Below are 14861 nucleotides of genomic sequence, written 5' to 3' on the forward strand. Positions count from 1 at the left end.
CACACAGCAGTGGAGTTTGAGGAGCAACCATGAGGGTCCCCAGCCCGAGCAATCAACGCCCCGCGCGCCGATCATGGGCAGCGGCCGGCGTCGCCCTGACGGTGGGCATGGCCATGCTGACGCCGGTGCAGGCATCAGCGGCCGCAGGATCGACATTCTCGTCATCCTTCGAGACCGGCGACGCCGCACCCGTGCTGACCGGCACCGGAAAGGCGGTCAACGTCACCGGCAGCCAGTTCGCGCCGGGCAGCGTGCTCAGCGGCGTCACCGCGGTGACGGCATCCGCTCAGAACACCCCGAACGAAGCCGCCACCTTCGTCGCCGACGGCAATGCCTCGTCGAAGTGGCTCGCCTTCACGAACAAGGCGTGGGTGCAGTACCAGCTCGCGGCTCCGCAGCCGATGGTGCGCTACATCCTCACCTCCGGCAACGACGAGCCCGACCGCGACCCCAAGGACTTCCGCGTGCAGGGCTCGAACAACGGCACCGACTGGGTGACCGTCGACGAGCGCAGCGGCGAGCTGTTCACGGGCCGCGGCGAGACGCGCTCCTTCACGCTCGCCACCGCGAGCACCGCCTACACGTACTACCGCCTCGATGTGCTCGCGACGAAGACGCCGAGCAAGAACATCGTGCAGCTGGCCGGCTGGGAGCCGATCGCCGTCGACGGCGCGACTCCGGAGCCCGCAGACCTCAAGCTGCAGATCGGCAACGGGCCCACCAGCTCCGACACCGCCAAGACGGGCGTGGGCTTCACCGGCACGAAGGCGCTGCAGTACACCGGGCGCCACCTCGACGCCGGGCCCGCCTCCTCGACGAGCGTGCTGTACGACGACGCCGGCATCGCGCTCGACGACGACAGCCAGCTGTCGTACCTCGTCTTCCCCAACCTCGACGGTGAGCAGACCTACGCCGCCACCTTCGTCGCGGTCGACCTGACCTTCGACGACGGCACGACGCTCTCCACCAGTGGCGCCGTCGACTCCTACGGCTACGGCGCGAGCGCCCGCCAGCAGGGCCAGGCCAACGTGCTGTGGCCGAACCAGTGGAACAAGGTGACGGTCGACCTCGGCCAGTTCGCCGGACGCACGGTCGACGACATCCTCTTCACCTACGACCACCCCGGCACCGACGTCAAGGGCGTCGAGGTGCCCACCGGTGAGACCGCCTTCAGCGGCTGGCTCGACGACGTCGCGATCGGTGCGGCCGAAGAGCTCGACACCTCCGACGGACTCGTGTCGTACGTCGACACCCGCCGCGGCACGAACTCGACCGGCGGCTTCTCGCGCGGCAACAACCTGCCGGCGACCGCCTGGCCGAACGGGTTCAACTTCATCACTCCGATGACGAACGCCGACAACGTGGGCACGATCTACCAGTACCAGCGGGCGAACACCGCGCAGAACCTGCCGGCACTCAACGGCATCGGCTTCTCGCACCAGCCCAGCATCTGGATGGGTGACCGCAACCAGATCGCCGTGCTTCCCGCCGCGAATGCCAACCCCACGTCGTCGTTGAACGACCGCAAGCTCACGTTCCACCACGAGAACGAGACCGCGCGGCCCGACATCTACGGCGTCGAGTTCGACAACGGCATCAACACCGAGGTCACCGCGACCGACCACGGCGCGATCTATCGCTTCGAGTTCACCGGCGACGCCAGCTCCGTGCTTATCGACCAGCTCGTGAATAACTCGAAGCTCACCGTCTCCGGCGACACCGTCTCAGGATGGGTCGACGGCGGCTCCGGCTGGCCCGGTCGCACACGCATGTTCGTGTACGGCACGTTCGACCGCCAGCCCACCGCATCCGGCGCCACCACCCGTGGTGACCGCAACGGCACCGCGCGCTACGCGGCGTTCGACACGACGACCGACCGCACGGTAGAGCTGCGCCTGTCGTCGTCGTTCATCTCGCAGGATCAGGCGAAGGCCAACCACGGCTTCGAGCTCGAGGGCGTCTCGTTCGACCGCGCTCACAAGGCCGTTCGCGATGCGTGGAACGAGCGACTCAGCGTCGTGCACGACGTGAAGGGCGCGAGCGACACCCAGCTCGTCACCCTCTATTCGAGCCTCTACCGCCTGAACCTCTACCCCAACTCGCAGTTCGAGAACACGGGAACGGCCACCAAGCCGGTCTACAAGTACGCCAGCCCCGTCTCCGCCACCAGCGGATCGGCGAGCGACACCCAGACCAACGCCAAGATCGTCGACGGCAAGATCTATGTCAACAACGGTTTCTGGGACACGTACCGCACCGCCTGGCCGCTCTACTCGCTGCTCTACCCCGACGTGACCGAGGAACTGGTCGACGGCTTCGTGCAGCAGTACCGTGACGGCGGATGGGTCGCGCGCTGGTCCTCCCCCGGCTACGCCGACCTGATGACGGGCACGAGCTCCGACGTCGCCTTCGCCGACGCCTACCTCGCAGGTGCGCTCAGCACCGACACCGCGCTCGAGGCCTACGACGCGGCGGTCAAGAACGCCACCGTGCTCCCGGCATCCAACGCCGTCGGACGCAAGGGACTCGGCCAGTCGATCTTCCTCGGCTACACCGAGGCGAGCACGCACGAGAGTGCATCGTGGGGTCTCGAGGGCTACATCAACGACTTCGGCATCGCCGAGATGGCCAAGGCGCTCTCGGAGGACCCGAAGACGCCGAAGGACCGTGTCGCGCAGCTGAAGGAGGAAGCGACCTACTTCGAGGCACGTGCCGAGCACTACGTCGAGATGTACAACCCCGAAGCGGGCACGTTCACCTCGCGCAACGCCGATGGCAGCTGGACCGCCGGGGCGGACTTCGACAAGAAGGCGTGGGGCGGTGCCTTCACCGAGGCCAGCGCCTGGACGTTCGGGTTCCACGCCCCGCACGATGTCGACGGTCTGGCCGCGCTCTACGGCGGACGCCAGGGACTCGTCGACGTGATGCACGACTTCCTCACCACCCGTGAGAAGGCCGACCACTCCGGCATCCACGAAGCACGTGAGGCTCGCGATGTGCGACTGGGCATGCTCGGCATGTCGAACCAGATCGCGCACCACATCCCCTACGTGCTCGCCGAGGCGGGCGACCCCTCGGGGGCGCAGGAGCTCATCCGCGACATCCAGGACCGTCTGTTCGTCGGATCCGACATCGGCCAGGGCTACCCGGGCGACGAGGACAACGGCGAGTTCTCGGCCTGGTACGTCTTCTCGGCGCTGGGCTTCTACCCGCTCGAGGTCGGATCGGGGAACTACACGATCGGCACGCCGCTGTTCGACAGCGCGACGCTCTCGATCGGTGACACCGACCTGGTCATCAACGCACCCGGTGCGTCGGCGGGCAAGGACTACGTCGCAGGCGTCAGCATCAACGGCACCGCCATCGACCAGACGACCTTCGACGGCGACCTGGTGCGCGAGGGAGGAACGCTCGACTTCACGATGAGCGCGACACCGTCCGCCTGGGGCGCGAAGGATCTGGGCGAGAGGCTCGACGTGCCCACCACACTCGTCGACGCCACCAAGGTCGGCCGGGGAACCCTCACGGCGACCGACGGCACTCCCGTCGGTTCGCTGATCGACGACAACATGACCTCGAAGGTGACGTTCGCGGGCGACTCGACCGAGTTGCTGTGGACCTCGCAGTCGGGACCCGTCTCGATCGGTCAGTACACGCTGACCAGCGCTGCCAAGGCGGATGCTCCGTCGAGCTGGACGCTCGAGGGCTCGGTCGACGGCAAGACCTGGACCGAGATCGACAGCCGCGAGGGCGAATCGTTCACGTGGGATTCGCAGACCCGGCCGTTCTCGGCGCAGAGTCAGGACGGCTACACGAGCGTGAAGTTGACGCTCACGTCATCGAGTGCGGCGCTGTCGCTCTCGGAGGTCGAACTGTTCGCCTCGGCCTCGGCCGCTGACGGGCTCGCGATCTCGGCCGGTGCGCCGCAGCGCGTGAAGGTCGACACCGCGTTCACCGGATCCCTGGCGACGATCGTGGGAACCGAGACGGATGCCGCCGGCTACACCGTCACGGTCGACTACGGCGACGGCACCGAGCAGACCGACGTGAAGCTCGCGAAGGACGACCTCGGCGGGTGGAAGGTGAGCGCACCGCACACCTTCACGGCTCCGGGAACGTACTCGGCGGCCATCACGGTGCGCGACTCGAACGGCGCAGTGGCTCAGACCACGGCATCGGTGACGGTCTACCGCGATGAGACGCTGGTCGGCGCCTTCAACAACGTCTGCATCGGCGACCTCGATGTCACCGCGGCGAACTGCGACTCGCAGGGTCACGGCTACTTCCGCGACAAGCTCGTCGCCGACGGCTTCGTGCAGGGCGAGACCCTGACGATCCCTGGTACCGAGCTGACGTACGACCTGCCGGAGGTGGCACCGGGCGCGCCCGACAACATCACCGGTGAGGGTCAGACCGTGCGCATCTCGCTCGGAGACGGTGCGAAGAAGCTCTCGTTCATCGGAACCGCGACCGAGAGCAACCGTGACTCGGAGGCCGTGCTGCACTTCACCGACGGGACGGAGCAGCGCGTGCTGATCAGCCTCGGCGACTGGGTCGGCGCATCGGGGAACCCCTACGAGGGCAACACGGTGCTCACCATCTCGGAGGGACGCCTCTCCGGGACGGGCGCGGAGTCGAGCATCAAGAACACGGCGATCTACGCCACCGCACCGGTCACGATCGATGTGGATGACGTGGGTGCCCCGAAGGTCGTCGAGTCGCTGACGATGCCGAAGGAGGCGGGTTCGTTGAACGACGGACGCGTGCACATCTTCGCCATCGCGTCGGACGGCGACCGTGCCGCTGCTGCGCCGCTGAGCGTCACGGCAGGCACCGTGTCGGGTCAGATCACGGGCGAGGAGTTCGACGCGACGCTCGCCACGGTCACCGGCGGCGCCGGAGACACCACCGCGACGGTCAACTGGGGCGATGGTTCGGCCATCACCGCGGTCGAGGTCGTCGACGGAGTCGTCGCTTCCAGCCACACCTACGCCACGGCGGGCACCTTCACGGTGACGGTCACGGCGGACGACGGTGTGCAGTCGGCCGCGAAGACGCTCGAGATCGTGGTCGAGGATCCGGAGCCCAGCTACACGCCGGAGATCACGGCACCGGAGCAGGCGCGTCCCGGCGACACGGTGGAGATCACCGGTACCGGCTTCGCACCCGATGAGAACGTCTCGATCCGTATCGACGACGAGGAGCCGGTGGTCGTGGAGGCCGACGGCGACGGCGGCATCCGCGGTGACATCATCGTGCCGGAGGATGCCGTGGATGGCGATCACCCCGTGGTGGCGCTCGGCGACGTCTCGAACGTCGAAGCGAGAGCGTCTCTCCGGGTCACCGCCGAGGCCTCGACGCCGCAGAGCACCTCGGTCACGCTGGCCGCGGGCTCCGACGACCCGGTCGCCGGTGAGTCGATCGCACTGACGGCGACGGTCACCCCGGCCGGCGCCGCGGGCAAGGTCGACTTCCTCGAAGGCAGCACCATCGTCGGATCGGCGACGGTCACGGCCGGAACCGCGACGGCCGACGTGCTGATCGCGACCTCGGGAAGCCACACGTTCGTCGCCCGGTTCGTGCCGTCCGACCCGGATGCGTACCGCGGCTCCGAGTCGTCGCCCCTCACGCTCGACGTCCGTGGCACCCCGGTGCTCGAGGCAGAGGTCGTGCTCGGTGTGAAGAGCGTGGTGCAGGGTGGAAGCCTGGAGGTGACCGGCCGCGGCTTCGCCTCGGGCGAGAAGGTCACCATCACGCTGCACTCCGACCCGATCCGCCTCGGTGAGGTCACGGCAGACGGAACCGGAGCATTCCGGGTCACCGTGACCGTGCCGGCATCCGCACCGGTGGGCGCCCACACGCTCATCGTCGAGGGCGCGGACTCCGGTCTGAGCGCCGAGGCTGCACTGCGGGTGACCGCGGCAGCCGGCGGTGGCGACGGTCTGGCCGGAACGGGAGGCGCGATCCCCGTCGTGCTCATCTCCCTGGTGCTGATGCTGCTCGCCGCAGGTGGCGTGCTGGTCATCCGCCGACGCCGAGTGGAGTCCTGACCCCCGCAGGTCTTCACCGACGAAGCCGCTCACCCCTCCTCGGGTGGGCGGCTTCGTCGTTCCGTGCGCTGCGTCAGACGATGGTGAGGGTGTGCGGGGCGACGTTCAGGCGCTCGCAGCCGTCGGCCGTGAGCACCACGATGTCTTCGATGCGGGAGCCCCATTCGCCGGCGAAGTAGACACCGGGCTCGATGCTGAAGGCCATGCCCTCGCGCAGCACCAGGTCGTTGCCCGGCGCGATGTAGGGCTCCTCGTGCACCGAGACGCCGATGCCGTGACCCGTGCGGTGCAGGAAGGCGTCGCCCAGTCCCGCGTCGGCGAGCACGGTGCGGGCGGCTGCGTCGACGTCGGATGCCGTGGCACCGGGCCGCGCCGCATCCACCGCGGCCTGCTGCGCTCGCACGAGCACCGCGATCCGTTCGGCGGCGGCGGGGTCGGGGGTGCCGACCGCATAGGTGCGGGTGCTGTCGGAGTTGTAGCCGCTGGGCACGGCCCCGCCGATGTCGACGACGACGATCTCGCCGGACCGGATGACGCGGTCCGAGACCTCATGGTGCGGATCCGCGCCGTTCGGGCCGGAGCCGACGATCACGAACTCGACGCTGCGATGTCCCTCGGCGACGATGGCCTCGGCGATGTCGGCGGCGACCTCGCGCTCCGTGCGTCCGGCCCGCAGCCACTCCGGCACCCGCCGGTGCACGCGATCGATCGCTTCACCGGCGCGCCGCAGTTCCGCGATCTCGGCGGCATCCTTGATCATGCGTCCCTCGCGCAGCACGGGGGTCGCGAGCTCGATCCGCACGTCCAGCCGCTCCGCGAGCGGGATCACATGCAGCGCGGGCAGGGCATCGGACACCGCGACTCGCGTGCCACCTCCGACGGCATCCGCGACCAGGTCGTAGGGGTTCTCACCGTCGACCCAGTCGGCGATGCGCAAACCCAGCGCGCCGACGGCGGTGGATCGCACCTTCGCGAGTTCCATGCGCGGCACCACGACCGTGGGTGTGAGATCGGGTCCGAGGACGAGTGCGGTGAGGCGCTCGATCGTGTCGCCCTCGACGCCGACCAGGTACTGCAGGTCGGGTCCGGGGCCCACGATGACGGCGTCGAGCCCGGCTTCGGCGGCGAGGGCCGCGGCACGATCGAGACGGGCGGAATACACGGCGGAGGCGAAGGGCGGAGTGGTCACGGCATCCACGCTACTGCGGGGTTCCGGCCGTGTCTGCGCCTGTCTGCTCCGACCGCCGATCGTCAGCTGATGGCGAGACGAATGCGCTCCGTGAGAAGTTTCCGGTTCGCGGATGTCAAGTCCAGGATGGCGTAGGCGGTGGGCCACATCGTGCCCTCGTCGAGGTTCGAGATCGGCTCGAAGCCGAACGTGCCGTAGCGCACCTTGAACTTGCTGGCCGGTTGGAAGAAGCACAGCACCTTGCCGTCACGGCCCCAGGCGGGCATGCCGTAGTAGGTGCGAGGCACGAGTTCGGGCGCCACCTCCGAGACGAGGGCGTGCAGGTCGGATGCCAGCGTCTGATCCTCGGCGGTGAGCTTCTCGATGGCCGCCTTGATGTCGGCCTCGCCTGCGGCGCGCAGCTCCTCCGGCGACTGCTTGGCGCGCGAGCGGCGGGTCTTGGCCTCCTTGGCGGCAGCCTGCATGGCCTCGCGCTCTTCGGCGGTGAAGTTCTTGGTGTCCTCGGCCATGGTGCATCCTCTCGGCGGTGGGTGTGGGATTCAGCGTACGGATGCCGCGCCCCGCCGCGCTTCTCGATTCGTGATCGATCCCGTGGCCGGCCGCGCCCGTCCCTGCCAGACTGACGCCATGACGACAGTCTTCACCGGCCGCATCCGTCCGCTCAGCCCCACCGTCGACACCCGGGCGGAGGCGATGGCCGTCGAGGACGGCCGCGTCGTCGCGATCGGTTCGACCGCCGAGCTGCACGCTCGATTCCCGGATGCCGAGACCGTCGCGCTCGACGGCTGGGTCATGCCGGGGCTGATCGAGCCCCACGGACACCCCGGATTCTCGGCGATCGTCCTCTCCGATCTCGTGGTCGACATCCGCCCGGTGGTCGTGCCGGATGCCGATGCCGTGCTCTCCACTCTCCGCACCGCCGTCGCCTCTGCCGCCGGCGCCGCCGTGTTCGCGAACGGCTGGGATGCGCTGCTGCAGCGTGGGCTCCCCGAGCCCGACATCCGACTGCTCGATGGGCTCGCCGGTGACGTGCCTCTCGTGGTGATCCACAACTCGGGCCACTCCGCCTACTTCAACACCGCGGGAGCGCGGGCCGCGGGCGTCGACCGCGCGACACCCGACCCCGTGGGCGCGTCGTTCGGCCATGATGCCGATGGTGAGCTCTCCGGGGTCGCCCTCGAAGCGGCGGCGGTGGAGATGATCCTCGCTCCGCTTCTCGCGGCCGCCCAGCAGCACCTGCCGCAACTGCTCACCGGTCATCTGCGAGATCTGGCCGCGCGCGGCATCACGACCGTCGCGGATCTCTCCTGGAATGCCGAGCTCAACCCGCTGATCGCGGCGCTGCGCGGCCAGGGTGCGCTCCCCCTGCGGCTGCGCTGGTACGAGATGTCGCGCCCCGGCGGCACCGTGAGCCCGCGCGCCGACGACGACGACCCGTGGTTCCGCCAGACCGGGGTGAAGACGTGGTCGGACGGCTCGCCCTGGGTCGGCAACATCGCGACCTCCTTCCCCTACCTCGACACACCGGCCACGCGTGATCTCGGCCTCGAGCCGCACCACATCGGGCACGCGAACTACACCGCGCAGCAGCTGCAGGAGATCGCCGAGCCGTACGCCGCCGGGCGATGGCAGCTGGCATGCCATGTGCACGGCGACCGGGCGATCGACACCACCCTCGACGTGTACGAGCAGATCATCACCCGTCACGGTCTGAGCGATCACCGGTTCCGGCTGGAGCACTGCGGGGCGATGACTCCCGCCCAGTTCGATCGCGCGGCCGCGCTCGGCGTCACGGTGAGCCTGTTCGTCGACCACATCACGTACTGGGGCGAAGTGCTGGTCGACGACCTGTTCGGTCCGGAGCACGGCGGTGCCTGGGCCGACGCCGGAGCAGCGTTCGCCGCCGGCCACCGCGCGACCTTCCACAACGACGGGTGGGTCACGCCGAACGAGCCGTTCCGCAACATGGCGGTGGCGGAGACCCGCACCACGCGTAGGGGGTATCGGATGCCGGGCGGCACGCCGGTCACGCGAACCCAGGCCCTGCAGGGCCATACGACCAACGCCGCCTGGCAGTTGTTCAGCGAGAACGAGGTCGGTGCTCTCGTGCCCGGACTGTTCGCGGACTTCCTGGTCGTCGACCGTGACCCGGTCACCGTGTCGGCGGAAGACCTCGCGAACACCGCGGTCGTCGCCACCTACGTCGCCGGATCGCGGGTGATCTGACACACGGACGGCGGTGTCGTGGGCGCCCGATAGTGTGTGATCCATGGACCTGCGTGTCGCGGCATACGCGGTCGTCACCGATGACGACGGCCGGCTGCTGCTCGCGCGCTGGACCGAAGGTCGACGCGTGGCCTGGACCATGCCCGGCGGTGGCCTCGAACCGGGCGAATCGCCGGAAGACGCCGTCCGCCGTGAACTCCGCGAGGAGACCGGCTACAGCGTCAAGGTCGGCGAGCTCCTCGGCATCCATTCCCGTGTGATCCCCGCCACGCAGCGCGTGCAGAAGGCCGCCGAGCCCCTGCACACCCTGCGCATCGTCTACCGCGCGCAGGTGACGGGGGGAAAGCTGCGGTTCGAGACCGACGGTTCCACCGACATGGCCGAATGGTTCTCACGTCGTGCCGTCGCCGAACTGCAACGGGTGAAGCTGGTCGACATCGCGATGCGGATGGCCGGCATCTACTGAGCGGTCGGACCTGCCGTCAGTCCCGACGCTCCTCAGGCACGGAGATGTCGGCGACGGTCGCGCCATAGGCGGCGATGAGATCGTCGGCATCCACGAACAGGCTGTAGCCGTGGGCTCCCGCGCCCATCGCGATGCGTTGACCCACGATCGACTCGTCGGCGAAGATCGGCCAGTCGGTCGTGCTGCCGATCGGCACGATGGTTCCGCGCTCGTATCCGGTCGCCGCGAGGGCGAGCTCCGGCTCGGGCAGGCGTAGCTTGTTCACCCCGACCACCGCGCGCAGCTTGGGCCAGGAGATCGAACGGCCGCCGGGCACGAGCGCGAACAGATACGTGTCGTCGGCGCGTTTCACGACGAGCGTCTTCACGATGCCGGATGCCGGAATGCCCAACAGCTCAGCCGCCTCGAAGAGACTTCCGGCCTGCGGGCGCTCACGGATGTCGACCGCGAGCCCACGAGCGGCCGCGGCCTCCCTCACCCGGACATGCTGATCCCCTCCGGCACCCGAAGCGGCGGAGGGGAGATCAGACGGAGTCACGCGTCGGGAGCAGACAGCGGGTCGTCGGCGACCCAGAGCTCGTCGTCGGCGCGGAGTGCCTGCCAGGCGGCGTACAGAACGCCGACCGCGGCTGCGGCGCCGAGGATGATGGCGACGACCGAACCCAGACCGGGTCCGCTCTTCTGCGGCTTGGTGGCCTTGCGCACCTGCTTCTCGATGCCGTGGCGCTTGGCGTTCGCGACGTCCCACGCGGTCAGGGCGCTGCCGACGACACCGCCGACGATCGGCACGACGCGCTCGTCGACGACGTGCTTGCCGATCTTGACGCCGCGGTCGACGACCGGCGCGACCTTGCGGTTGTAGGTGTCCTGCACGACAGGGACCACCTGCTCGCGGCCGAGGTTGCCCAGCTGACGGCTGGCCTCTCGGGCGACATCTGCGGCATGACCGACCAGAACCTGCTGCGACTCCCAGAGCTGGGTGGCGTCGTTCTGCAGTCGGCGCAGTTCTTTCTTCCGCTTGCGGCTGAGGCTCACGATGTTCTCCTGTCGATTGGAGTGCGGGTTCCCCATCTTGCCAGACGAGTCCGGGTGCGAGGTGGGAAAACGCGCACCCTTGCCAACTCGCCGCCCGACCTGTACCTTTCCCGTTCGTCCTGCGCGGACAACAGGGACAACTCATCGGAAGCTCTGCGAGAATGAGGGCATGCCTCACGCCTCTCATGTCGCAACCCTGCACACCAACCACGGTGACATCGTCATCAACCTCTTCGGCGACCACGCCCCGAAGACGGTCAAGAACTTCGTCGGCCTCGCCGACGGCACCCAGGAGTGGACGCACCCCGCCACCGGCAAGCCGGGCGAGGGCGCTCTCTACAAGGACGTCATCTTCCACCGCATCATCCCGAACTTCATGATCCAGGGCGGCGACCCGCTCGGTCAGGGCGTCGGTGGTCCCGGCTACAACTTCGACGACGAGATCAACATGGAGCTGAACTTCAACGCTCCGTACATCCTCGCGATGGCCAACGCCGGCCTGCGCCGCAACGCGATCACGGGCAAGCCCGAGGGCACGAACGGTTCGCAGTTCTTCATCACGACCGACCCGACGCCGTGGCTGCAGGGCAAGCACACGATCTTCGGCGAGGTCGCCGATGACGCCTCCAAGGCCGTCGTCGACGCGATCGGCGCTGTTCCCACCGGTGCGGGCGACAAGCCCGTCGAGCCGGTCGTGCTGCAGTCGATCGACATCGTCGCGGCCTGACGACAGCTGCGGCCGATCCGGATGACGACGCCTGAGTTCACGAGCAATCGCGACAACTTCTGCTACCGGCATCCGGATCGGCAGAGCTTCGTGCTCTGCCAACGCTGCATGCGCACCATCTGCCCCGAGTGTCAGACTCAGGCGGCGGTCGGGGTCATCTGCCCCGAGTGCATGCAGGAGCAACGCAAGAACCGCACCCCGGCGCAGAAGCGTGCTGAGCGCCGCTGGGGCAACCGGGGATCCGTCGCCGCCGTGCGCAGCGGCCGACCGATCGTCACGTACGTACTGCTGGCAGTCACGTCGTTCATCGGACTCGTGCAGCTGATCCCCGGGCTGGACGGGCCGATCAAGCAGGCGCTCTGGTTCTATGCGCCCTACCTGTACCCGAACCTCTTCGCGCTCCCCTTCGAGCCCTGGCGCCTGATGACGGCGCTCTTCGTGCACGGCGGCTTCGTGCACCTGGCGCTGAACATGCTGGCGCTGTGGATGCTCGGGCAGAGCCTCGAGCCCATGCTCGGCCGTGCCCGGTATCTCGCGCTCTATCTGATCAGCGGTCTGGGCGGATCCGTGATGGTCGCCCTCATCGCCCCCGGCAACCCCACGGTCGGCGCATCCGGTGCGATCTTCGGCCTCATGGCGGGCCTGTTGATCATCGGCCGCCACATCGGAGCGAACGTGACCGGCATCCTGGTGATCCTCGGCATCAACTTCGCCTTCGGCTTCTTCGCCGGGGGCATCTCCTGGCAGGCCCACCTCGGCGGGGCCATCGTCGGCGCGCTGATCGCCTTCATCTACACCCGCACTCGGCGTCGCGAACAGCGCACCTGGCAGATCGTGCTGTTGAGCGCGACCGTCGTGCTGCTGCTCGCCGTGGTGTTCCTCGTACCACCACTGTTGCTCTCGGCCTGAACCTGACTTGTTAACAGGGTTTTCAACCCCTGTGAATAACACCGGTGTAATTCTCCCCAGACTGTGGAGAGATCTGTGGATAACTTGTTGAGGGTCTGTGGGGTCCTGGGGAGTGTGAACTCCCTTCGTTCGCAGAGCGGGTGCCCTCCCCGCTTCGCGGGTCCCCTCCCGATGCTCACTCCCGGGAGTTCCCACTCCCCAGGACGGCCGTCCAGCCTCACCGCGTAGGTATAGGGGATGACGAAGGGGCCCATCGCTCTGCGAGGGGCCCCTTCGTGGAAGTGCGTGGTGCGGGTCAGCGCCAGCGCGTGGTCATGAGGAAACCGATGAGGGCGATGCCCAGACCGATCGCCAGGTTCCAGTTGTCGAGTCCCGGAATCGGGAACTGCATGCCCGAGATGTAGAACACGAGGATCCAGGCCAGGCCCAGCAACATGAAGCCGACCATCACCGGCTTGAACCATACGGCGTTGGGAGCTGCCTCGCCTTCGGCGCGCTCGACGGCGGGTTCTTCACTCTTGCGGTCTCGTGCCATGCCGTCATTCTACCCAACAGTCCCCTTGTTCATGGATGCCGGATTCTGGAGCCCCTCGGCATCCGTTCAGCACCGCGGGATAAGATCTCGGCCATGACTGCATCCGTCGTGCCTGGGGGGCGACGCCCGCATCGTTCCCGGCCTCGATCCCGGGCGACGTTCGCGAGCGTGCTCGGCGAACTCCTGTTGACCGCGGGAGTGCTCGTGCTGCTGTTCGTCTCGTGGCAGATGTGGATCGGCGACATCATCATCGCCGCGCAGAAGAACGAAGAGGGCGCAGCGGTCTCCGCGCAGTGGGCTGCGGGCCCGGCGCCCGAGCTGCCTCCGCTCGTCGAGACCGACGACGGCACCACCGAGTACGAGCCCGTGATCCCGAAGGCTCCCGCCGACACCGAGAAGCTCGGCCAGATGCACATCCCGCGCTTCGGTGCCGACTACAACTTCGGCATCTACGGCGGAACGAGCCGCGCGCGCACGCTCGACGACCTCGGCATCGGCGTCTACACGAACTCGAAGATGCCGGGCGAGGTCGGCAACTTCGCCATGGCCGGGCACCGCACGACTTGGGGCAAGCCGTTCAACCAGCTCGACAAGCTGCAGCTCAACGACGCGATCGTCGTCGAGACGCCCGACGGCTGGTTCACCTACCGCTTCCGCACGCTCGAGTACGTCAAGCCGACGCAGACCGATGTGCTCGCCGACGTGCCGCAGATGCCCGAGGTCTCGACCGGCGAGCGGTACATCACCCTCACCGCCTGCTCACCGCTGTACTCGCTCGCCGAGCGCATCGTCGCCTATGGCGTGTTCGAGAGCTTCCAGCCTCGCGCCGAAGGACCGCCCACCGCCCTGACCGATCCGCCGCCGCCCCCGGCCGCGCCTTCGGTGTAGGTTGTGGAAAGCGACGAGGGAGAACTCTGATGTACGCCGGAATCTGGCGCTTGCTGCCCGGCCCCTGGTGGGTGCGGGTGTTGATCCTGTTGGTCGTCATCGCGGCCGTGCTCTACGCGCTGTTCTACTTCGTGTTCCCCTGGGTGAGCCCGATCGTCTCCCCCGGTGAGATCGACCTCGAATGACCCGGGTGCTCGTGGTCGACAATCACGACAGCTTCGTGCACACCCTCGTCGGCTACCTGCATGAGCTCGGCGCCGAGACGCTCCTGATCGAATCGGATGCCGTCGATGCCGACGAATTCGAGCGCCTGTTTCCCGCCTTCGATGCGCTCATGCTCTCCCCCGGGCCCGGTACCCCGGCCGACGCGGGAGTCTCGATCGATGCCGTCCGCATCGCGGCTCGTACGGGACGGCCGCTGCTGGGGGTCTGCCTCGGGCACCAGGCGATCGGGGCGGCGTTCGGCGCTCCCGTGACGGAGGCCCCCGAACTCATGCACGGCATGACCTCGGCCATACGACACGACGGATCGGTGTTGTTCGGCGGGCTCCCCTCACCCCTCGACGTGGGCCGCTATCACTCGCTCGCTCTCGTCGAGAGGGATCTGCCCGCCGAACTGCGGGTGACGGCGCGCACCGAGAACGGCACCGTGATGGCTGTCTCCCACACGAGCCTCCCGATTCACGGGGTGCAGTTCCATCCGGAGAGCGTGCTCAGCGTGGGAGGCTATCGCCTGCTCGCGAACTGGTTGGAGTCGGTGGGCGACTCCGACGCCGTCGCCCGCTCCGACGCGCTGCATCCACTGGCGAACTGAGCTCGTCGGCTGAGCTCGTCGC

The 14861-nt window shown here is 68.2% G+C and carries 13 protein-coding genes; 8 read left to right on the top strand and 5 right to left on the bottom strand.

The genetic code is table 11. The annotated features are described in order from the left end of the window. The first annotated feature begins 29 nt into the window (after positions 1-29). Positions 30-6050, top strand: coding sequence for a GH92 family glycosyl hydrolase (locus tag P0Y60_01700; protein WEK61502.1), 6021 nt, complete (start codon positions 30-32; stop codon positions 6048-6050). A gap of 73 nt (positions 6051-6123) precedes the next feature. Here the strand turns inward: P0Y60_01700 and P0Y60_01705 are convergent, their stop codons facing one another. Then, entirely contained in the window at positions 6124-7239 is a 1116-nt protein-coding gene (locus P0Y60_01705) for a Xaa-Pro peptidase family protein (protein WEK61503.1), read from the bottom strand. Positions 7240-7301: 62 nt separating this feature from the next. Next, positions 7302-7748 (bottom strand): hypothetical protein, encoded by a 447-nt coding sequence (locus P0Y60_01710; GenBank protein ID WEK61504.1) that lies wholly within the window; start codon positions 7746-7748, stop codon positions 7302-7304. 118 nt (positions 7749-7866) lie between these two features. Here P0Y60_01710 and P0Y60_01715 point away from each other — a divergent pair, with 118 nt between their 5' ends. Further along, positions 7867-9465: an amidohydrolase gene (locus tag P0Y60_01715; protein ID WEK61505.1), complete on the top strand. Its 1599-nt coding sequence runs from the start codon at positions 7867-7869 to the stop codon at positions 9463-9465. A 43-nt stretch (positions 9466-9508) separates the two neighbouring features. After that, the gene (locus P0Y60_01720; GenBank protein ID WEK61506.1) at positions 9509-9931 is read left to right on the top strand and encodes an NUDIX hydrolase; all 423 of its coding nucleotides are present in this window, start codon (positions 9509-9511) and stop codon (positions 9929-9931) included. A gap of 16 nt (positions 9932-9947) precedes the next feature. Here P0Y60_01720 and P0Y60_01725 read toward each other — a convergent pair whose 3' ends face one another. After that, positions 9948-10409: a YbaK/EbsC family protein gene (locus P0Y60_01725; GenBank protein WEK61507.1), complete on the bottom strand. Its 462-nt coding sequence runs from the start codon at positions 10407-10409 to the stop codon at positions 9948-9950. A gap of 56 nt (positions 10410-10465) precedes the next feature. Then, positions 10466-10966 carry a DNA helicase gene (locus P0Y60_01730; GenBank protein ID WEK61508.1) on the bottom strand — a complete coding sequence of 167 codons (501 nt, stop codon included), beginning with the start codon at positions 10964-10966 and terminating at the stop codon, positions 10466-10468. 169 nt (positions 10967-11135) lie between these two features. Between P0Y60_01730 and P0Y60_01735 the strand changes: the two genes are divergently transcribed. Both P0Y60_01735 and P0Y60_01740 read left to right on the top strand, forming a co-directional pair. Next, positions 11136-11693, top strand: coding sequence for a peptidylprolyl isomerase (locus P0Y60_01735; GenBank protein WEK61509.1), 558 nt, complete (start codon positions 11136-11138; stop codon positions 11691-11693). Positions 11694-11714: 21 nt separating this feature from the next. Next, positions 11715-12602, top strand: a complete 888-nt coding sequence (locus tag P0Y60_01740) for a rhomboid family intramembrane serine protease (protein ID WEK61510.1) — start codon at positions 11715-11717, stop codon at positions 12600-12602. Positions 12603-12897: 295 nt separating this feature from the next. Here the strand turns inward: P0Y60_01740 and P0Y60_01745 are convergent, their stop codons facing one another. After that, entirely contained in the window at positions 12898-13137 is a 240-nt protein-coding gene (locus P0Y60_01745; protein ID WEK61511.1) for a cell division protein CrgA, read from the bottom strand. 93 nt (positions 13138-13230) lie between these two features. Between P0Y60_01745 and P0Y60_01750 the strand changes: the two genes are divergently transcribed. From P0Y60_01750 to P0Y60_01760, 3 genes are read left to right on the top strand one after another with little or no spacing between them, the layout of a single operon-like run. Beyond that, positions 13231-14025, top strand: a complete 795-nt coding sequence (locus P0Y60_01750) for a class E sortase (GenBank protein WEK61512.1) — start codon at positions 13231-13233, stop codon at positions 14023-14025. Positions 14026-14054: 29 nt separating this feature from the next. Then, entirely contained in the window at positions 14055-14210 is a 156-nt protein-coding gene (locus P0Y60_01755) for a hypothetical protein (GenBank protein WEK61513.1), read from the top strand. Continuing rightward, positions 14207-14839, top strand: coding sequence for a gamma-glutamyl-gamma-aminobutyrate hydrolase family protein (locus P0Y60_01760; GenBank protein WEK61514.1), 633 nt, complete (start codon positions 14207-14209; stop codon positions 14837-14839). The genes P0Y60_01755 and P0Y60_01760 overlap by 4 nt, the downstream gene beginning before the upstream one ends. Positions 14840-14861 lie beyond the last annotated feature (22 nt).

Origin of the sequence: Candidatus Microbacterium colombiense, from assembly GCA_029203165.1 — a bacterium.
Lineage (GTDB): Bacteria > Actinomycetota > Actinomycetes > Actinomycetales > Microbacteriaceae > Microbacterium > Microbacterium colombiense.